Annotated in this window: 19 protein-coding genes and 2 pseudogenes; 14 read left to right on the top strand and 7 right to left on the bottom strand. The window is 70.1% G+C overall.

Going from position 1 to position 18,511, the window contains the following annotated elements; all coding sequences use genetic code 11:
• Positions 1-93: 93 nt before the first annotated feature.
• Complete coding sequence (locus ACZ4UB_RS32860) at positions 94-1,053, top strand: hypothetical protein (RefSeq protein WP_468075887.1); 960 nt, start codon at positions 94-96, stop codon at positions 1,051-1,053.
• Between the two features lie 459 nt (positions 1,054-1,512).
• Positions 1,513-2,241 carry a peptidylprolyl isomerase gene (locus ACZ4UB_RS32855; protein WP_468075885.1) on the top strand — a complete coding sequence of 243 codons (729 nt, stop codon included), beginning with the start codon at positions 1,513-1,515 and terminating at the stop codon, positions 2,239-2,241.
• A gap of 235 nt (positions 2,242-2,476) precedes the next feature.
• Here the strand turns inward: ACZ4UB_RS32855 and ACZ4UB_RS32850 are convergent, their stop codons facing one another.
• Positions 2,477-5,260 (bottom strand): tetratricopeptide repeat protein, encoded by a 2,784-nt coding sequence (locus ACZ4UB_RS32850; RefSeq protein WP_468075883.1) that lies wholly within the window; start codon positions 5,258-5,260, stop codon positions 2,477-2,479.
• 137 nt (positions 5,261-5,397) lie between these two features.
• On the opposite strand from ACZ4UB_RS32850, the gene ACZ4UB_RS32845 reads away from it, so the two are divergent.
• Both ACZ4UB_RS32845 and ACZ4UB_RS32840 read left to right on the top strand, forming a co-directional pair.
• Complete coding sequence (locus ACZ4UB_RS32845) at positions 5,398-5,604, top strand: hypothetical protein (RefSeq protein ID WP_468075881.1); 207 nt, start codon at positions 5,398-5,400, stop codon at positions 5,602-5,604.
• A gap of 110 nt (positions 5,605-5,714) precedes the next feature.
• Positions 5,715-6,014, top strand: coding sequence for a hypothetical protein (locus ACZ4UB_RS32840; protein ID WP_468075879.1), 300 nt, complete (start codon positions 5,715-5,717; stop codon positions 6,012-6,014).
• Between the two features lie 141 nt (positions 6,015-6,155).
• On the opposite strand, the gene ACZ4UB_RS32835 is transcribed toward ACZ4UB_RS32840, so the two are convergent.
• The 3 genes and pseudogenes from ACZ4UB_RS32835 to ACZ4UB_RS32825 form a co-directional block, all read right to left on the bottom strand.
• Positions 6,156-6,551, bottom strand: a complete 396-nt coding sequence (locus ACZ4UB_RS32835) for a PhzF family phenazine biosynthesis protein (RefSeq protein ID WP_468075989.1) — start codon at positions 6,549-6,551, stop codon at positions 6,156-6,158.
• Positions 6,552-6,810: 259 nt separating this feature from the next.
• A pseudogene (locus ACZ4UB_RS32830) lies at positions 6,811-7,026 on the bottom strand (phenazine biosynthesis protein PhzF); the annotation flags it as partial.
• Between the two features lie 19 nt (positions 7,027-7,045).
• On the bottom strand, positions 7,046-7,342 hold the full coding sequence (locus tag ACZ4UB_RS32825) for a DUF1330 domain-containing protein (protein WP_468075877.1): 297 nt from the start codon (positions 7,340-7,342) through the stop codon (positions 7,046-7,048).
• Positions 7,343-7,450: 108 nt separating this feature from the next.
• On the opposite strand from ACZ4UB_RS32825, the gene ACZ4UB_RS32820 reads away from it, so the two are divergent.
• The 3 genes from ACZ4UB_RS32820 to ACZ4UB_RS32810 all read left to right on the top strand — a co-directional run bounded on the left by ACZ4UB_RS32820 (position 7,451) and on the right by ACZ4UB_RS32810 (position 10,208).
• Positions 7,451-7,969, top strand: a complete 519-nt coding sequence (locus tag ACZ4UB_RS32820) for a MarR family winged helix-turn-helix transcriptional regulator (protein WP_468075874.1) — start codon at positions 7,451-7,453, stop codon at positions 7,967-7,969.
• A complete protein-coding gene (locus ACZ4UB_RS32815) occupies positions 7,966-9,408 on the top strand; it encodes an MFS transporter (RefSeq protein WP_468075872.1) in 1,443 nt (480 codons plus the stop codon). The genes ACZ4UB_RS32820 and ACZ4UB_RS32815 overlap by 4 nt, the downstream gene beginning before the upstream one ends.
• Positions 9,409-9,509: 101 nt before the next feature.
• Positions 9,510-10,208, top strand: coding sequence for an alpha/beta fold hydrolase (locus tag ACZ4UB_RS32810; protein WP_468075870.1), 699 nt, complete (start codon positions 9,510-9,512; stop codon positions 10,206-10,208).
• On the opposite strand, the gene ACZ4UB_RS32805 is transcribed toward ACZ4UB_RS32810, so the two are convergent.
• Entirely contained in the window at positions 10,192-10,959 is a 768-nt protein-coding gene (locus ACZ4UB_RS32805; RefSeq protein WP_468075987.1) for an IS5 family transposase, read from the bottom strand. The two genes, ACZ4UB_RS32810 and ACZ4UB_RS32805, sit on opposite strands and share 17 nt — an antisense overlap.
• A 15-nt stretch (positions 10,960-10,974) precedes the next feature.
• On the bottom strand, positions 10,975-11,064 hold the full coding sequence (locus ACZ4UB_RS32800; RefSeq protein WP_468075868.1) for a transposase: 90 nt from the start codon (positions 11,062-11,064) through the stop codon (positions 10,975-10,977).
• 293 nt (positions 11,065-11,357) lie between these two features.
• Between ACZ4UB_RS32800 and ACZ4UB_RS32795 the strand changes: the two genes are divergently transcribed.
• From ACZ4UB_RS32795 to ACZ4UB_RS32785, 3 genes are all read left to right on the top strand, one after another.
• A complete protein-coding gene (locus ACZ4UB_RS32795; protein ID WP_468075866.1) occupies positions 11,358-11,717 on the top strand; it encodes a hypothetical protein in 360 nt (119 codons plus the stop codon).
• A 44-nt stretch (positions 11,718-11,761) separates the two neighbouring features.
• Positions 11,762-12,130, top strand: a complete 369-nt coding sequence (locus ACZ4UB_RS32790) for a peptidoglycan-binding domain-containing protein (protein WP_468075864.1) — start codon at positions 11,762-11,764, stop codon at positions 12,128-12,130.
• 309 nt (positions 12,131-12,439) lie between these two features.
• On the top strand, positions 12,440-12,940 hold the full coding sequence (locus ACZ4UB_RS32785; RefSeq protein ID WP_468075862.1) for an RICIN domain-containing protein: 501 nt from the start codon (positions 12,440-12,442) through the stop codon (positions 12,938-12,940).
• 151 nt (positions 12,941-13,091) lie between these two features.
• Here the strand turns inward: ACZ4UB_RS32785 and ACZ4UB_RS32780 are convergent.
• Positions 13,092-14,009: pseudogene (locus tag ACZ4UB_RS32780) on the bottom strand (helicase associated domain-containing protein); the annotation flags it as partial.
• A gap of 671 nt (positions 14,010-14,680) precedes the next feature.
• Between ACZ4UB_RS32780 and ACZ4UB_RS32775 the strand changes: the two are divergent.
• From ACZ4UB_RS32775 to ACZ4UB_RS32760, 4 genes are all read left to right on the top strand, one after another.
• On the top strand, positions 14,681-15,532 hold the full coding sequence (locus ACZ4UB_RS32775; protein WP_468075860.1) for a hypothetical protein: 852 nt from the start codon (positions 14,681-14,683) through the stop codon (positions 15,530-15,532).
• A 188-nt stretch (positions 15,533-15,720) separates the two neighbouring features.
• Positions 15,721-16,080: a hypothetical protein gene (locus ACZ4UB_RS32770; protein WP_468075858.1), complete on the top strand. Its 360-nt coding sequence runs from the start codon at positions 15,721-15,723 to the stop codon at positions 16,078-16,080.
• A gap of 682 nt (positions 16,081-16,762) precedes the next feature.
• Complete coding sequence (locus tag ACZ4UB_RS32765; protein WP_468075856.1) at positions 16,763-17,194, top strand: hypothetical protein; 432 nt, start codon at positions 16,763-16,765, stop codon at positions 17,192-17,194.
• 448 nt (positions 17,195-17,642) lie between these two features.
• Positions 17,643-18,002 carry a hypothetical protein gene (locus ACZ4UB_RS32760; protein ID WP_468075854.1) on the top strand — a complete coding sequence of 120 codons (360 nt, stop codon included), beginning with the start codon at positions 17,643-17,645 and terminating at the stop codon, positions 18,000-18,002.
• The last annotated feature ends 509 nt before the right edge of the window (positions 18,003-18,511 follow it).

The following is an 18,511-nucleotide window of genomic DNA, read 5'->3' as shown; positions in this document are numbered from 1 at the left end:
GCTCAGGGCATGGCCGGTGCTGAACGGACGACGAACGCGCTCCGCAGGGTGTGGAGGGCATGGAGGGCCTGGTGGCGGCGATGGCCCCGCTGGGTGGCTCGGGCCACGGCCCTGTGGGCGCTGCTGTACGCCGGCTTCGGCCTGGCGTGCGCGCTGAGCGGGACCTCCTTGCTCCCCCGCGGTGGCGGCTCGGCGGCCTCCGTGCTGGGTTGGGCGGTGGTGGCGCTGGGGGTGCTGGGGTCGTCGGTCGGCGTGGCGGTGGTGCGGTACGGGCTGAGGCCCCCGCTCCGGGTGCTGCTCCGGGTCCTGTGCGGGCTGGCGGGGACCATCGCCTTCAGCCTGCTGATGGATGTGATCACCCTGCTGCTAGGTCAGGGAGTGGACAACGGTGCCTCCGCCGTGAACAGGGCCCTGGCGGCGGTCGGGGCGGTTCTGCTCGCGGCCACGGCCCGGTCCGACCGACCTCCCGCCGATACTGCCGTACGAGAGCCCTCCACCGCACCGCGGCCCGTCCAACTCATCGCCCTGGCAGGGACGCTGGCCTTCCTCCCGTACGCGGCGATGAAGCTGGTCTGGGCCTCGGGCGGTACGTTCGCCGGGATCACCGGTGAGGAGATGCTCGCGGTCTCGGAGCGCAACGGCGCCTCGGGGATCTTCCTCACCCTGGAGTCCTGGGGCCTGGACCCCACCGCGCTGCTGGCCGTGCTCGGCGTCTTCCTGCTCTGGGGCCTGGTCCGCCCGTGGGGGCAGGCCTTCCCGCGCTGGACGCCGTTCCTGCGCGGTCGACGTGTCCCGCGCTGGCTCCCGCTCGCCCCGGCCCTGCTCGGCGCCGCCACGCTCGCCCCCTACGGCGTCGTTGGAGTCGGGTACCTGGCCCTGGTCACGGCCGACGTGGTGACGATGCGGCGCGGCGACTTCCACTCCTCGGGCGACGCGCTGCTGGTCGCCTGGATCGGGATCGCCGCCTTCGCCGTCCACGGCATCGCCCTGACGATCGCGGCCCGCTCGTACTGGCTCCGGACCCTTCAGCCGAGATCGTGGGAGGCGAAGTGATGACGACAGGTGGCGCGAGCACGAAGGAGCCCCGGGTGAGGTTGCTTGTAGGAAGGGCAGACGGGATCGAAGCACCTCAAGCAGCGGGTGCCCCCGTCTTCGTTCCCCCGGAGCGCACGAGCCTTGCCGTGCACCTCTCGAAGTCGAGCCTCGGCGTCGTCCAGCTCAGCGAGGACCTCCTCGAAAGCCCCGCCCTGCGGACCGTTCACCTCGGATGCGACAGGCATGGCGTCACGTCCTTCCCGCCAGCCGTCGTGGACCGCGGGCAACGCGGTGATTCGCTCGACGTCAGGGACTCGGAATCACGTACCCGTACCCGCAACCGGCCACCTTCTCTATGTCGTCCAGGAAGCCCGGCAGCCCGCCCGGCGGCAGCCGGTCGCCCCATTCCCGCCGCCCCCATCACGCCCTAGACTGCGACCGCTTCAAGACCTGGCGATCATCAGGAGGGTGCGGAAGATGAACCGAGCACTGATCAGCGGACTCGCGGCCGTGGCGTTAGTCGTGTCCGGGGGAAGTGCCGCCACCGCTTCCGACGGCGGCGCCCCGCCGCGCACCACCCACGGCCCGTGCCAGTACGCACAGACCCCGGACGAACCGCCCGCGCGCCCCGTTCCGCTGCCGCCCGACCCCCGGCGCACCCCCGACCGCGGCGTGGTCGACGTGGCAGTTCCGACCAGCCAGGGCGCCCTCCCACTGCACTTGGACCGGGCCAAGGCGCCGTGCACGGTCCAGAGCTTCCTGCACCTGGCACGGCACGGCTTCTACGACCGCACGGTGTGCCACCGCCTGACGGCGTATCCGACGCTGAAGGTCCTGCAGTGCGGCGACCCGACCGGCACCGGTGAGGGCGGGCCCGGGTACAAGTACAAGGACGAGCTGCCGGTGGACCTGCCGCCCGCACCCACCGACCCGACCGGCGCGCGCCGCCTCTACGGACGCGGCCTGCTGGCGATGGCCAACGCCGGCCCGAACACGAACAGTTCACAGTTCTTCGTCGTCTACGGCGACTCCGCGCTGCGACCGAACTACACGGTGTTCGGCACGGTCGGCCCCGACGGCCTGGCGACACTCGACAAGGTCGCCGCCGGCGGAATCCAGCCGACCACGGAGAACCCCGCACCGGTCGACGGCACCCCCGTGCTGCGCACCGAGCTGCTGTGCGTCCGGCCGTCCCACCAGCACTGACCGATCAGACGGCCCGCCGGTCGCCGTCGGAGCCGCAGGGCAGGTCGGCGGCCGTGTGGTGGGCCAGGAAGTCGCGGGTGGCCTGGCGTTCGATCTCGGCGATGGCGGTGGGGTGGAGGTTGATGACGCCGTTCCTGGGCGCGTACGGCGCGTACGGCGCGGGCGTAGCAGACGGCGGTGGCCCGGATCTGCGCCCGCGGCGACGGCCTGTACCCGCACGCCCCTTCCCCCGGTGCTAAGGAGCCGGCTCGTCCCCGAGGCGGGCAGCATCGTGGTGGCGTCCGAGCTGGTGGTAGGCGGAGGTGAGGTTGCCGCGGGCGCTGATGGTCTGGGGGTGGTCGGGTCCGAGGAGACGTACGAAGTCGGCGTGGACGGCTTCGAGCAGGGTGAGTGCGTCGTGGTGGCGTCCGAGCTGGTGGTAGGTGATGGCGAGGTTGCCGCGGGCGTGGAGGGTGTCGGGGTGATGGGCTCCGAGCATGTGTTCGGAGTCGGTGAGGACGGCTTCGAGGAGGGTGAGTGCGTCGTGGTGGCGTCCGAGCTGGTGGTAGGCGGCGCCGAGGTTGGCGCGGGCGTGGAGGGTGTCGGGGTGATGGGCTCCGAGGATGCGTTCGGAGTCGGCGTGGACGGCTTCGAGGAGGGTGAGTGCGTCGTGGTGGTGCCCGAGTGCGCTGTGGGTGACGGCGAGGTTGGCGCGGGCGCTGATGGTGTGGGGGTGGTCGGGTCCGAGGAGGCGTTCGTAGTCGCTGAGGACGGCTTCTTGAAGGGTGAGCGCGTCGCGGTGGCGCCCGAGTGCGCCGTGGGTGACGGCGAGGTTGGCGCGGGCGTGGACGGTGTCGGGGTGGTCGGGCCCGAGGAGGCGTTCGGAGTCGGCGTGGACGGCTTCTTGAAGGGTGAGTGCGTCGTGGTGGCGCCCGAGCCGGTGGTAGGTGGCGGCCAGGTTGGCGCGGGCGCTGATGTTGATGGGGTCGTCGGGTCCGAGGAGACGTGCGAAGTCGGTGCGGACGGCTTCTTCCAGGGCGAGCGCTTCGTGGTGGCGCCCTAGTTGGCGGTACGTGTCGGCGAGGTTGGCGCGGGCGACGAGCGTGTCGGGGTGGTCGGGTCCGAGCAGGCGTTCGGAGTCGGCGTGGACGGCTTCTTGAAGGGTGAGTGCGTCGTGGTGGCGCCCGAGCCCGTGGTAGGTGACGGCGAGGTTGGCGCGGGCGCCGATGGTGTCCCGGTGGTCGGGTCCGAGCAGGCGTTCACAGTCGGTGCGGAGGGCTTCGAGGAGGGTGAGTGCGTCCTGGTGGCGCCCGAGCCGGTGGTAGGTGGAGGCGAGGTTCGCGCGGGCGACGATCGTTTCGCGATGGTCCGGCCCGAGTGCGCGGGTGGCCGTCTCCGTGACCGAGGCCCAGTAGGCGTGGGCGACGTGGTGCAGGCCGCCCTCGATGAGGCTGCGTCCGTTGAAGAGGATCACCGCGTGCATGCCGTCTCGCCAGAGCAGGTTCTCGGCGTGTTGGAGCAGGGCGGTGGCGTTGGCCCGCAGCGCCTGTGCGAGTTCCCGCGGCTGATGGGTGGGCGGCCAGATCTCGACCAGGGCGTCGGCGGCGGCGGTGGCGAGGTGGGGATCATGGCCCGTGGGGGTCGCTTCGCGGACGGCACGGCTGGTGAGGGCGTGCATGCGGATCTGACGGTGCGGAGTGCGGGGGTCGATGCTGATCAACGCGTACCGGCGCAACACCCGCAACGCGCGCACCACCTCACCTCCTGTGGTCTCCAGCAGGCCCCCCGGCCCGCGGGTGGTGGAGAGGAAGGAGGTGATGGGCGCGGTGACCCAGAGGGATTCTGGGTGGCCGTCCGGATCGAGGAGCGCGAGCAGTCGGACGAGGGGCGTGACGACGCCTCGGGGGCCGGCCTGTTCGGCCGCGTCCAGGGAGAGGAGCAGGGCGGCGGTGACCTGCCGTTGATAGCCCTCGGTGTCCGCCCACTCCGGGAGGAGGTCCTCCAGCCGCAGTGCCTTGTCGGCCAGGCGGATCAGGTACTCGGCGCAGGTGAGTTCCTCGGCGAGGAGGTACGCGGCCGCGTGGCCCAGCGCGAGCGGGAGGTGGCCGAGTACGCGGGCGACCTCGCCTTCCCGCCCGTCCAGAAGGTGTTCGCCACCGTCACCCGTGACCCGCTCCCGGAGGTAGTCGACGGCTTCCCGGGGGGTGTAGACGTCGATGTCGATGCGCGTGCGGCCGCCGCCGGTCAGGCGCGGGTCGTGCAGGCGGGTCGTGGCCATGGTCCATCCGGTGCCGGGCCGCGCCGGCGGCCACCACGGGCCGACGACGCCGGGGTCGCCGACGTCGTCCAGCACCACGAGCCACGACCGCTCGGTGGTGGCCAGCCACTCCAGGAACGCCCGCGCGTCCTGCTCGGGATCCTGCCCGCTCGCGCCGACCGCGCCGACCCGCACGGCGGCCTGCGCGTAGAGGGTGATGACCTGCGCGCTCTCACCGGCCGGGACCCACACCACCAGCCCGGTCCCCTCGGCCACGGCCTGATGGGCGTACTGCGCGGCGAGCTGGGACTTGCCGACCCCGCCCATCCCCGAGAGCACTCCCGCCGACGCCCTCCTGGCCTGCGTCAGCACCACCGAGCCGCCCGCCCGGGCCGCGTCGATGCGCTCGCGGAGTTCCGCCCGCTCCTGGAACGCCGATGCCACCAGCGGCGGCGCCCCCACCAGCAGACCCGGCCGCCCCACCACCTGCCCCGGCCTGGCGGACCCGCGCTCCTGCGCCTCCTCCGCCTGCCGCCGCAGCTCCAGCAGCTCCTCCTCGTCGAGCCGTAGCGCCCGCGCCATCGCGGCCACGGTCCGCGCGCTCGGAACGCACGGCTTGTGGAGGGCATTGCTCACCCCCGTACGCCCCACCTTGGCCCGCCCCGCCAGCCACGTCACCGTCTGGCCCATCGACGCCAACGCGTCCGCGAGCTGCGCCTGTAGCCGGTACAGGGCCTCACCGGGCCCGCCGGCGGGACGTCGTTCCTCATCTGCGGTGCTCATGGTTCCCCCGGCCGGTGCGCACGTCACTGTTCAGCACTGTTCATTTTCGTCCGGCCGAACCCCGTCGCACACCCGATTCGAGATGGTCGACCCATCAACCGATCCATCAACCGATCCGCCCCGCAAAGGAGTTCGACATGTCCGCACTGACCGTGGCGCTGTTCACCATCTGCCTGATCCTGACCCTGATCACCGCCCTCATCGTCGCCGCGGTGGCCGGGAAACTCGCCCGCCTCGACGGCGCCACCTACCCCGCCGCCTGCCTGCGCGCCGCCGCCGCGTTCGCGGCGTTCCTGACCCTGGCCGCCGCCATCACCGCCGCCCTCGCCGCAGCCCTGACATGACGGCTGCCGAGCTGCCCCTGCCCGCAGCGATGCCAGCGGATCTCCGTGCGAAAATGCTCGGCATGACGACGTGAAGAGCACCGGCCGGGCGACAGCATTGGCGAAAGGTCGTGATCTGGGACACCGTCCCCGATGGAGGTCGAGGCGTCTGCGCCGCCTGCGGAACACCCGTCTGCTCGTACGAGTACCGCGTCCATCCGCCCGGGTCCTCGGCGTTCGAGCGGTGCATCGGATTCGCCTGGTGTTCCGATTGCCGGATCTACGTCGGCAACATGGTGTACGTCCCGCGGGAGCGGGTCCTGGTCGACCTCCTCATGTCTCTGTCTCCTGAGGAGCGCGACCGGCTCCTACGTTCGGAGACGCGCCTGATCGAGTTCCTGGACCGCCAGCACCGAGGCGCCCGAGGTTGAGGTTGGCCTGGGCGAGAGCTGCGGGCAGCCCGTCGCATGCCCGGGAATGCCACGGGCGTGCGCATGTGGGAATGGTTCGTGCGGGTGAAAGACCGGCGGAGCCACGTCACCCGCCATGAAGCGGACGCTCCGGTCGTCGTCTCAGCGTCCGTCGCGGACCACCGCCAACCCGCCGACCCGGGTCGTGATGCCGGCCGGCCCGCGTCGGGCCGACGCGAGCACGCTGGCCGGTCGACCGAGGGCGTCACCCTGCTCCACCTCGATCGCGACCGTCCGCGCCCCCGTGGTGTCGAGCAGGTGGGCGGCCAGGCAGCCGGTGCTGTTGGCGTTGGCGACGTCCTCGTCGACACCGATCGCCGGCGCGAACATCCGTGCGACACCCGGTCGGTCGCCCACCGGCGGTACGTACACGAAACAGCCGAGGAGCCCGTACCGCAGGCACGCCGCTGTCAGCCAACCCAGGTGTGGGCGGACGCGGAGCAGCGCCGACCGGTTCCGGACCGGCACCAGCATGCGCGGTGCGCCGGGCGCGGCGATCCGTGGCGCGTCGGTCGGATGCGGATCGTCCCCGGTGAGCCCGAGCGCGCCGACGATCGCGTCGCGCTCGTCCGGCGCCGGGTCGACGCAGCGCGACGAGGCCCTGGTCGAACCACACCTCGATGCCGGCGGAGCGGCGGACCGCGGCGGTCTCGAAGGTGCGCCCGGCGGTGTGTTGACGGTCGTTCAGCTCGCCCCGCGCCGTGCGGGTCAACCGGACGGCCTGCGCGGCCACGGTGCCGTGGCCGCAGCCGGACAGTTCGCCGGTGGCGGTGAAGAAGCGGACCGGCCAGCCACCGTCCGGCGTCCGCCCCCGGCCGAGGAACGCCGTGTGCGAGGTGCCGGCCGCGGCGGCGACCGCACGCCGGTCCGCGTCCGTCGCCGCCGGGTCGTCGTCGGTCACGGCCGTGGGGCTACCGCCCCGGCCGTCGCGCCGCACGCACGCGTCAACCACCGTGACGTCCGGCCAGAACATCAGTGGCTGGGCCCTTCGGTCAGCCAATGCCTTCGATGATGCGGAAGTCGCGCTCGGCGCCGTCGGCGAGGACCACCAGCGCCTTCTGGTAGGCCTCGCTCTCGTAGGCCGCGACGGCCTGCTCGAAGCTGTCGAACTCGATCAGGATGACGCGCTCCGTGTTTCCGGCCTCATGGGCGACGACTCGACTGTCACGGTTGGCCAGGAGCCGCCCGCCCCCGGCTCGGACGGCCGGACCGGCCAGCTCGTCGTACGCAGCCAGCCTCTCGGGGTCGGAAACGACGCGGTAGACACTGACCCAGTAGCCCTTGGCCATGGAAACCTCCTGTGTTCGGCCCCGGTCGGCGGGGTCGGTCATGACGTGCGTGCAGTCGATCCGCAAGTAATACATAAACCATTCATATAAATCTTGTATGCTTCACGCATGATCCGTCAAGATCCCACGCCTGGCGCATCCCGTGCGATCGGGTCGGCCCTCTACGAGCTGGCCACCAGGGCGGTGAGACGCCTCCCCCGCGACATGAGCATCACCTCCGCCGCCACCTTGGCCACCCTCCACAGGACCGGCCCGCGACGCATCACCGATCTGGCGGTGAACGAGGGCGTCACCCAGCCCGCGATGACCGTGCTGGTCCGGGTGATGGAGGAGTCCGGACTCGTCGAGCGCAGGGGCGACGCGTCCGACAAGCGGGTCACGCTCGTGTGCCTGACCGAGGCCGGCGCGTCGTACGTGCGGACCCGACGCCAGGCGGGCGCCGACGCGTTCGCGCGGCTCATCGACGAACTCGCCGACGACGAGGTCGAGGCCCTGATGGCGGCGCTTCCGGCGCTGGCACACCTGGCAGAGCTCGAAAGCCAGGACCGCGATAGCCAGGACCGCGATAGCCAGGACCGCGATGGCCAGGACCGCGACAACCAGGACCGCGAAGGGCCGAAGCGGTGACGGGGCGGCGCACCCCGGAGCACTCCGAGCCGCGACGACTGGCCCCCGCCCTGCTGTTCATCGCCCTGGTCGTGGCGGCGGTCGCCAGCCTCGGGACGCCGCTGATCACCAGTGTGGCGACCACGTTCCACGTCCCGCTCGACAGCGCGCAGTGGACGCTCACCGTCGCCCTGCTGAGCGGCGCCGTCGCCACACCCGTCCTCGGCCGGCTCGGAGCCGGCCCGCACCGACGGGCCACGATCCTCACCACACTGGCGATCGTCGTCGTCGGCAGTGCGCTGACCGTGCTGCCGCTGCCGTTCGCCGGGCTGCTCATCGGCAGGGCGGCCCAAGGCGTCGGCCTCGGCCTCACGGCGCTGATGATGGGCGTGGCCCGGGACCATCTTCCCGAGGAGCGCGGCACGGCGACGATCGCCCTGATCTCGGTGGTCTCGATCATCGGCGCCGGCGTCGGCTACCCGCTCACCGCACTCCTCGCCGAGGTCGGCGGCGTACGGGCCGCCTACGGCTTCGGCCTGTTCGTCACCGCTGTCGCCCTCTTGACCGCGTGGCGCTCCCTACCCGCGGCTCCCGAAGGCCGCTCCGCCCACGTGAACGTGCCGAGCGCGCTCCTCCTCGCGGGTGGACTGTTCCTCGTCCTGTTCCTGGCCGGCCAGCGGAGCCTGTGGAGCCGGCACCTCGCCCTGGCGGTGGTCCTCGCCGTCGCCGCCGTGCTCCTGCTCTGCCTCTGGACCGCTTCCGAACTGCGCGGCAAGACCCCCCTGGTCGATGTCCGGGCGGTACGGCACCCGGCGGTCGCCGGCGCGAACCTGGCCATGTTCGTCGGCGGGATCGGCATGTACCTCCTGCTCACGCTCATCACGCGGTACGCGCAGACGCCGCCCAGCGCCGGCTACGGCTTCGGGCTGACCACCTTCGTCGCCGGGCTGGTCCTCGTCCCGTTCTCCGTGCTGGGGTTCGTCGCCGGCAAGCTCACGCCGCGGGTCCGGACGCGGATCGCCGACCCCCTGCTCCTGGCGGGCAGCGCCGTCGTCGTCGGCGGCGGGTTCGTCCTCTTCGCCGCGGCCCGGTCGAACCTGGCCGAACTGCTCCTCGCGATGGCCGTGTTGGGCTTCGGCGTCGGCGGCTTCTCCGCCGCCATGCCCGGCGTCATCCTGGCCGTCACCCCCAAGAGCGAGACGTCGAGCGCGATGAGCTTCAACTACGTCGTCCGCAGCGTCGGGTACTCCCTGGGCAGCGCGATGGGCGGCCTCGTCCTGGCCACCGGCACCGCCCCCGGCCACCTCTTCCCGACCGACCACGCCTACACCACCGCAGCCCTGATCGGCATCGCCGCGATGGCGGCCACCACCCTGACCGCCACCACCCTCACCCGCCACCGCCCACCCAAGCCCCACCCCACCCCCACCACGACCAGCGCACCGAGCCAGGGCCCTTAACTTAAGCTAGGCCGTGTATCGAAAGTGGATCAAGGTGATGGGGTGGCCGTCGTTCGGGGCTAGGCTCACCGGTCTGTTGTCGATCTGAGGAGTCGGACGAGTTGGCTGCTGTGGTGCTTATTCACGGCCTGTATCACCGTCCCGAGCACTTTGCGGTGTTGGCGGAACGGTTGCGGACCGACGGAACCAAGGTTGTTGTGCCTGAGCTTCACCGCGGCTCATTGGCTGCTGACACCGCTGCCGTCCAGGCCGTCATCGACGCGTTGCCCGAGCCCCCGCTCGTCCTCGGCCACTCCTACGGAGGGTCGGTGATCACAGGCGTCCGCGGAGTGGCATACCTGGTCTACCTGGCAGCGTTCGTGCTGGACGCCGGTGAGAGCGCGGCCAGTTTGGGCGGTGCGTCCCAGCAGCTCAAGGACGCGATCGTCGCCGAGCCGGACGGCTCGACCACCCTGCACCCCGGCCTTGCCATCGACACCCTCTACGGCGACTGTCCCGGGCCCCTCGCCGCGCGTGCGGCCGGTCTACTGCGTGCGCAAGCCCCGGGCTGCGGACGAGGAGTCCCCCAGCACCACAGTTGGAAGGAAACTCCCTCCACCTACGTCATCTGCGCACAGGACCGGGCCATCGACCCCGCCCTCCAGCGGACGATGGCCTCGCGGTGCACCGACGTGCGCGAATGGCAGACAGGCCACTCCCCGTTCGTGGGGCAGCCTGATCTCATTGGGGAACTCCTGCGAGAACTGCTCACCACTCGCATCGCGCCCAGGCGAAACCAGGAAGTCACAACCACTCGTTGATCACTGCTATCAGGACGGTCGCCTCGTATCGGACCGCGAGCTTGTCGTACCTGGTCGCGACGGCACGGTGCCTCTTGAGGCGGTTGATCGCGCACTCGACCGCGTGGCGCTCGCGGTAGTCGACGGGGTCAAAGCGGGGCGGCCGGCCGCCACGGGATCCGAGTCTCTGGCGGTTGCGCGCCTGGTCGGCCTTCTCGGGGATGGTGCAGCGGATTCCGCGGCGGCGCAGGTAGGCGCGATTCTTGCGGGAGGCGTACGCCTTGTCAGCGCGCACTCGGTTGGGACGGACCCGCGGCCGACCCGCTCCGACGCGGGGCACGCGGACCTTTTCCAGAACGGGTTCGAACTGTGGCGAGTCACCACGCTGCCCGGCGGTGACCACGATCGACATGGGTTTCTGACCTTGCTCGACGGCCAGGTGCAGCTTCGTGGTGAACCCGCCGCGTGATCGGCCCAGCCCGTGATCGCGAGGCTCGGAGGCGACACCGCCTGGTGGTTCTTTCTGCAGGTCACCATGCTTCCGGGCCCGGCTGCATGCTGATGGGCGCGGCACCGTGGAATCGACGCTCAGCTCCCACGTGATGGCACCCGTCGCATCGGCCAGGGACTGGAGCCGGGTGAGGACCCGGTGCCACGTGCCGTCCCGGTGCCATCGACGAAGCAGGTCGTAGATCCGGCCCCACGGCCCGTACTCGACGGGCACGTCCCGCCACGGAACGCCTGTCCGCACCCGGAACCGTATGCCGTCGATCAGCTGACGCCGGGGTCAGGTGGGCGGTCGCCCTGCCTTGGCCCGCTTCGGCAACAACGGCTCCAGCAACGCCCACTGCTCGTCCGTGAGATCTCCCCGCTCCATGAACACGATCATTCAGCGCGCAAGATCCATTTTCGATACACGGCCTAGAGACGTCCCGTGCGTCGACCACCCGTATGGGGCCCCGAGTCGACGGGCCTTGGTGCGGACCGTACCGATCGATCAGCTCGCGCGCGACGGACTGTGGCTCTCGACCGACGGGCGGTCAATGAATATGCCACCACAAGATCATCAGTGGTAACTTCTGCCTGCGAACAACCCAACGGGCCTGGTCGCGACGCCTTGTTCGGCGCCGCCGTGGTCCATTCAGCCTTCGATGTCCCTGGGGGGAAACCATGAAGTTGGCACGCCGCACGGTAGGACTGGCCTCCGCGCTCGGGGCCGTGCTCGCTCTGAGCGGGTTGACCGCTCCGGCAGCACAGGCGGACAGCAACTGGGGGTGCCCGTACCCGTACGTCTGCGTGTACGACGGCCACTACTGGGACGGGAAGATCTCCGGCATGTTCAAGGACGTGACCTCCTACTACCAGAACACGACCCCGCGGTCGCCCTGGAGCGTCGTGAACACGCGCAACGACGACGTCGTGTGGCTCCGCTCGAGCTCGGGCTCCGAGTGGTGCCTGCGTGCCAATGGCGTGGGCGGCGGCGGAGACACCATCACCGGTATCCGCATCAGCACCGCAGCCACCTGCTGAAAAACCGAGGCATCCGGTCTCGATCTTGAGGTTATCGTGACCCCATGATGATCAAGAAGATGGTTACCAAGGCCGGACTGACCACCGCTGTGGCAGCTCTCATCGTAGGCGCCTGGGCGGGTACGGCCCACGCCGTCCCCGGTGCCCCCTGGATCGGCTACGGCCAGAGCAACACCTACAACGGGGTCAAGTGCTTCCAGAACCTGGCGAACTCCCTGCACTGGCAGACGGGTTATCACGAGGTCGCGGAGGACGGCGCGTTCGGCTCCGACACGTACGGGGCGATCAAGGCCTACCAGAAGTGGGCCGGCCTGCCCCAGGACGGCGTTGTCGGCCCGCAGACCGGCGCGTCCATCCTCATCGCGACCAAGGACGGCGACGGCAACGGCTGCTACTACCACCTTCCGAGCTGAACACCCTCCTCGTCGGTTAGCCGCTCGGCGGGGGCCGGGCCGGCGGGCGACAGCCGTGCTCGGCATCGGTAGCTCGCGGCCCGACCGCACCTCACGTGAACGACGGAGGTGGTCCTGGTCCCGTCCGACCCTGGACCACCTCCCGCGCGGGCCCGTTGGACTCCGTATCTGCCGATGACGCGAGTTCTGAGACTCGCCGCGGCACGGACCGCTCCGTCCGCGGCCGCTCGCGCGCACGTCGCGACCCCGGCGGGTTCGCCGATCGCCACTCACACCATTCACACCACTTACTCCACGGGGGAGACACCCATGCGCAAGCGCGTAGCCGCCGCCCTGTCCGGCGCGGCCCTCATCGCCACCGGCCTGACCGCCACTCCGGCCAGTGCCGAGACCGGCTACTACCCCATCGAGATGTACAACCACCTGTGCTGGGACGTGCCGAACTCCAACGCCTACTCGGGCGCGCAGGTCCAGCAGTGGGGGTGCAACGGGACCGACGCACAGAGGTGGCTCGTGCACAAGGTGGACGCCACCCACTACGAGATCCGCAACTACCTGAACCAGAACCTGTGCCTGAACAACTGGGAGGGCGGGGACACCATCGGCAACCACATCAAGCTGTACCCCTGCGGCTCGTCCAACCCCGATCGTGTCTTCAATGAGGTCCACACCGGCAGCCACACCCAGCTCCAGCCCAAGAGCGCCTGGAAGACCTGTGTCAGCGGCTGGGGCGGCGACGCGTGGGGCAACGAGCTGCGCCTCTTCACCTGCAAGGACGTGGCGGACCAGAACATCGGCAGCTGGGACTGACCGCCCCGGCGGTGGGCCGGGGCGGCTGCGAACCGCTCGCATGCGCCGGTCCCCCTCCGGCCGGCCCGGGCCCCGGGCCGTCAGCGGCCCAGCAGGCATTCCACCAGGGGGGCACGACCACGTTTCGCCAGCCGGCCCGTCCACGCCGGACCTACGCCCAGTCGATGCCGAGTTCCCGTAGCGCGGCGAGCTGGTCGGTGTCGAGTTTGTCGCGCCGGCTTTTGGTGTTGGAGATCCATGCCGAGCCGGACAGGCACCGGGTCGCTCTCGCCATCGACCGTGGTCGGTTCGGTGTGGCCGCGGGGGACCGGCCGCTGGCCTTCGCGCTTGGCCCACTGTGCGAGGGCGGTCAGGCCGCGTTGGAACGCCTGCTCGGCCTTGGACATCCCGGTGCCCGCACGGGCGGTGGCCGCAGCGCGGGACGGTGTCTGGGCGGGCTGGGTGCCGAGCTCGGCCAGCCGGTCCTGTTGCTCGGATGACAGCTGCGTCCAGGTGCCGGGGTGCTGTTGGCGCCAGCGCCAGCGCCATGCGCCGATGCCGTTGCCGTCCATGAGTACGCCGGGTGCGATGTAGGGCAGGGCACCGCCGGCCTCGGTGTCGACGAGGTCTGCGAGGACGCGGTAGTGGCGTTGCCAGTCGAGCGGCCAGGGACAGTGCCAGTCCTCGTCGATCGTGGCGAGCTGCGCCGCGCGTTCCGCGGCGCGGTCGGGGTCTTTGCCCCGCCCGTTCTTTACGCCCTTCCGGCGGAGGTTGGCCATGAACTGCCCGATGGCGACATGTCCGTTCTGGCCGTGGTCCTGTTCACGACCTGCCTGATCTTGATCGGCGCCCTCGCCGTCGCCGCGGTGGCCGGGAAACTCGCCCGCCTCGACGGCGCCACCTCCCCGGCCGCATGCCTGCGCGCCGCCACCGCGTTCGCGGCGTTCGTGACCCTGGCCGCTGCCATCATCGGCGCCCTGGCCGCGGTCCTGACCTGACGGCAGTGGTCCGCGCCCGGGTGTCCGGTGGCGCGCCGACAGGAGCGCAACGCTGCGAGCCTGGCTTCCTCGCCCGGCTCCCACACCATTCCGTTCACCCGCCGAAGTGCATGCACTCCCACCCGGGAGCTGCCTTCGGGAGCGTCCCGTGGCGGGAGTAGTCACCCAGCCGCCTGGTGTGCGTTCTCATTCATGTTGCGGTATGGCCGTGTCTTGGCATCTCTTTGACCTGTGGTGCTGCACACCATTGAGGTACTCGGTGATGGGTTGCTTCCGGTGCCACAGAGGGCCTTGACCTGCGGGGCCGCAAGTTGGATGAGAGTCCCGCAGATGTATTGAGAACTGTCGGGAGTGTCTGCGGCTGTCTGTGGGCGAGTGGGAAGGGGTGTGTCTGGCAGCAGTGTCAGGCCTGTCGCCCTGGTCTTCGGGCGTGTTCTTCAGGTTTGTTCTGCCTGGGGTAGGTCGAGGTGGCGGGCGGCGTCGTTGAGGACTACGAGGGTGAGTGCTTCTGTGCCGTCGAGGATGCCGAGCTGGGCGGCCATGTCAGCAGCTCGGAGTGAAACGCGGTGGGAAGCCTGCGAGCTGAAGCTGAGGGGGCAGCTGGCGCCGGTGCGTCGTCCGTCCGGGGGTGATGGGCGCGAATGCTTCCTGCCCGCTCACGGGCCTTGGTGTACTGGAGTACCGGGGCAGGGTGAGGCGGAGGGGGCGGGGCGTTGGCTGGGAACAGCAGGGGCCGCACCATCGGGCGTGAGGGCGGGTGCTCGTGACGGACTGGCAGGATTTCGAGTGGGTGGTGTGGCGGCTGGAGGTCCGGGACCCTCGGCGGCTCGCGGGCGCCGAGCCGGATCTGGACGAGCGCACTCGGGAGCCGATGGAGGAGTTGGCCGCGTCGCTGGGCTGCGTGTACGAGCTCTGCGTCGACTACGACTCCTACGACGACGACACCCCGTACTACGCCTGGTGGGTCCGCCTGCCCGCCACCGAGCACACCCGCCTCGGCGAGGACGGCCTCCCGCAGGTGATCGGCCCGCTGCGCGAGTACCTGACCCGCCAGCTCCCCGACGGTCTGAAGTGGGAGATCGCGCCGGACCGCGAGCTGACGTACGACCACGCCGGCAGCATCGCCCTGCGAGCCGCCTACACCGACCTGATCACCCCCTTCGAGCACGCCCTGATGCCCCTGCGCCGCGACGGTGCTGACAAACTCGATCCGCGGGCGAAGGTCTGGAGGTGGGAGAAGGACGAGCTGGCTGGCACGTTCGACCTGTGGCTGTGCGACGACCCGGACCGCCCGCACACGTGGCTGGTGGTCACCGTCGGACTGTGGACCGAACCGCAGTTCCTGGACGAAGAACCCGCCGCCCGTCTGGGCCACTTCGACTTCACCCCGCACCACCCGCTGCTCTTCCTGCCCCGCCCGCCGGCCCTGGCGACGTTCACCGCCCGCGTCACCTCCGGCTCCTTCCCCAGCACAAGCAGCTCCAGGGCGAAGGCCGACGATTCCCTGGGATCGGCTCATCAGTGGAGCGCCAACGATCCCGTCGTCCTGGCGGAGCGGGTCGCCCGCGACCTGAGGCTGCTGTGGCCGCACCTCACCGCCCAGGGAGACGGCTGACGAGGGCCCTTTACCCGGTCCGGGGATCGGCTGACTGGTAACGGTCGCAGGCACTGGCGGCGGGGTCGTTGGGGACCCCGGGCCCGCTCGGTGCTGAAGGTGCCGCCGAGGGGCCCTTGGATCATCCCGCCGCCCGGTTCGTGGACGAGGACCCCGCCCGAGTCCGACCTTCCGTGGACTGGCGGGCGGTGCGCACTGTCTCGGCGGGCCGCCGCTCCCCGCTCGCCGGCCTTCACCCGATCGCCCCGGACGAGGACCGGGCGTTCCTGGCGGAGGTGGCGAGGGTCGCCAGGGTGGGCCGGGCCGCGGTGGTGAACTGGCGCCGTGGGCACCCCGACTTCCCCGATCCGGTGGGTGGCACGGATGCGCACCCGCAGTTCGACCGCCGCGCGGTCGTCGCCTGGCTCCTGGCCCACGACAAGATCGGGGTCCTCACGGGTCCGACGGTCGCCTCGCTGGTGCTGGCCGGTGCCGGGGGCGCCACGCACCGGTTCCGCCTCGACGACCCGTGGCTGCCCCTGGCCGAGGACGCTGGGGCCGAGTACTAGGTGTCCGGCTGGTCCACCGACGCGGACGCCGACGCGCTGGCCGGGCTGGCGGTCGGGGAGTTCGGGGCGTCTCTCCGTCGGCTTGCCGCGCCGGGCGCGGGTCCGTTGGCGGTGCTGGGCGAGGTGCGGGTGATCGACCGGTTTCGGTCGGGGTCGGGCGGCCTGCGGGTGACACTGGCATGGCCGACTGGCCTGTGGGGTGCCGTCGCGGAGGGGGCGACGGCTGGGGTGGTCCGCCACGGGGTGGCGTACGCCGACCTGGGGGAAAAGTGCGTGTGCAAGCGGTACGACTGCGGGGGAGTCCTCCCTGTTTCTTGGTGCCCGGAACACTGGGACGCGGTTGGCCCGGTGACGGAGTGGCACGCCGGCGGCGGGATCCGCTGCGCGGAACTGGCCCGGGAGGACTCTGTGCCCGTTTCTGATCCCGTCTGTGCAGGTCAGTTGTGAGATGTCTCGGACCGGGATCAGAACAGCCGCTGAGGCGTACGGCTTCAGCCCCATTGAGTTCCGTGCGCTGAAGGTCAAGGAAGTCTGCTCCAGTTGTGCACGGCGGTGATCCGCTTCTTCCTAGGCTCGGTGGCGTCCGATACGGGGAGCGGCTCGTGCTCCTTCACAACCAGGGCGCATCGCGTGGCGACGAGCAAGAACCAGATCGCGCGGATCGCAGCGGGGAGTAGTACGCATGTCACGTTTCACTGCATTCGCACAGCGCGGGCTTGGCCGGCTGGCCGTCGCCGCGGGGGCCGTTCCGCTCGTGCTCCTCGGCCTGTCTTCACCCGCCAGTGCTGACTCCGGCGGGGGCTGCTCGGGATACTCGTCGTACGGCTGGTCCTACGACGTCTGCGTCAGCACCGGCGGGGGAAAGGTGCACGCCGACGCCTTCCGCAAGAGCGCGGGTTCGATGGGCTCCAGCTGTACGGTCCACGTGGCGATCTACGAACTCTGGGCGGGCACCCGTCATGCTGTGGCGAGTGGCGAGTACTCCTGCTCCAGTGGTTACGTGGGCAAGATCAGCGCGTATAAGCGCTCAGGGACCGCGTACGAGACCTCGGTGATGGTGGTAGTCGACGGCGGCTCCCCGTTCCTCCACACGTCCCCTGTCCAGTACACCTGAACGGCTCCTCCGGGCCTGGACGGTCGCCTCCATGCCGAGTACGACGCGGTGGGGAATGTTGGCCAGACGGGACATTCCGGAGGTCGCGTCACTTGTTGTCAGTAGTCGGCGTCATTGAAGTCTCCGGTAAAGTCCGCAGGTCACGGGGCTCCTGACGGTGGTTTAGGCCAGGGTAGGTGAGTACTGGGCAGCTTCGTTGGTTCGTGACGGCATGGGAGCCGTCCATCCAGGTAGCGGTGGACGGGATGTTTTCCCATCTCTATCTTGGATCTGAAATGAAGCAGCCTGGGTGGGCCCGGTCGAACACCCTCCGAGATGGGGGATCCGTTCATGATCGCCTACTGGTAGGTTTCGGCCTCGAAGCGGTGCTTGCCGTGGACGCTTGTCGGGGGAACGGCGCGGAGGGTCCCGACATGTGTAACTTCTCCGTTCCTCTTGGGGGTTGTTGATGAAATCCATGTTGCGACGTGTCACCGGTACCGCTGTTGCGCTTTCCTCTTTGTTGGCAGTAAGTGCTGTCACGGCCTCTGAGGCTCAGGCTGATAGCCAATGGGGATGCCCCTATCCGTACGTGTGCGTGTACGACGGCTACCAGTGGGATGGAAAGATCGTCGCCATGTTCAAGGACGTCACTCCAGACTTCCAGTACACCACTCCTCGGAGTTTCTGGAGTGTTGTGAACACGCGGAATGACGACACGGTGTATGTGCGCAGCTCCGGCCAGACCATGTGCCTGGCACCCAATCAAGTTGGCGGCGGCGCAACCACCATCACAGGGATCAAGATCAGCTGGGCAGCGTCCTGCTGACTGGTGGCTAAAAGTGACTAGAGAGCCCGTACGAGTCCGGTTCTGGTGAAGCGCAGCGGAACCGGACCAGTCCGAAGCGAAGCGTAGGACACGGGTCTGAAGGGCCGCCTCTGAGCCACGAAGTGGCTTAGAGGCTCGCCTGCCCGAGCACAGCGAGGACGGTTGATCCCAGGCGCGCAGCGCCTGGGATCTTCCTTCGTTCAAAGGGCCGGAGCGACGCCGGCCCCCGTGAAAAGGCGTCACCTCCCGTGCTGAGCACGGAATCTCGAGCCCGCAGAGCGGGCCGTGCAGGGTGGAGCGCAGCGGAACCCGAAGCAGTCCGAAGCGAAGCGCAGGACCACCGAAACCCGAAGGGCCGACCCTCTCGGCGAAGCCGAGCCCGCCGAGCGAAGCGAGGCGGTCAACTGCTCCGGAGCGAAGCGGAGGAGCAGGCGCCGAAGGCGCCCGGCCGAGCGCAGCGAGGCCTGTTCTCTCCTGAGCGCGCAGCGCTCAGGTACCCGCTCCGCGGG

The sequence above is a fragment of the Streptomyces sp. NPDC028419 genome, assembly GCF_055565515.1.
This window is presented reverse-complemented; position numbering and strand designations above follow the sequence as displayed.

Coding starts and splice junctions, on each gene's coding strand:
- ACZ4UB_RS32855 (WP_468075885.1), top strand. CDS start 1,513: ATGAACCGAGCACTGATCAGCGGACTCGCGGCCGTGGCGTTAGTCGTG.
- ACZ4UB_RS32850 (WP_468075883.1), bottom strand. CDS start 5,260: ATGAGCACCGCAGATGAGGAACGACGTCCCGCCGGCGGGCCCGGTGAG.
- ACZ4UB_RS32845 (WP_468075881.1), top strand. CDS start 5,398: ATGTCCGCACTGACCGTGGCGCTGTTCACCATCTGCCTGATCCTGACC.
- ACZ4UB_RS32825 (WP_468075877.1), bottom strand. CDS start 7,342: ATGGCCAAGGGCTACTGGGTCAGTGTCTACCGCGTCGTTTCCGACCCC.
- ACZ4UB_RS32820 (WP_468075874.1), top strand. CDS start 7,451: ATGATCCGTCAAGATCCCACGCCTGGCGCATCCCGTGCGATCGGGTCG.
- ACZ4UB_RS32800 (WP_468075868.1), bottom strand. CDS start 11,064: ATGGAGCGGGGAGATCTCACGGACGAGCAGTGGGCGTTGCTGGAGCCG.
- ACZ4UB_RS32795 (WP_468075866.1), top strand. CDS start 11,358: ATGAAGTTGGCACGCCGCACGGTAGGACTGGCCTCCGCGCTCGGGGCC.
- ACZ4UB_RS32790 (WP_468075864.1), top strand. CDS start 11,762: ATGATGATCAAGAAGATGGTTACCAAGGCCGGACTGACCACCGCTGTG.
- ACZ4UB_RS32785 (WP_468075862.1), top strand. CDS start 12,440: ATGCGCAAGCGCGTAGCCGCCGCCCTGTCCGGCGCGGCCCTCATCGCC.
- ACZ4UB_RS32765 (WP_468075856.1), top strand. CDS start 16,763: ATGTCACGTTTCACTGCATTCGCACAGCGCGGGCTTGGCCGGCTGGCC.
- ACZ4UB_RS32760 (WP_468075854.1), top strand. CDS start 17,643: ATGAAATCCATGTTGCGACGTGTCACCGGTACCGCTGTTGCGCTTTCC.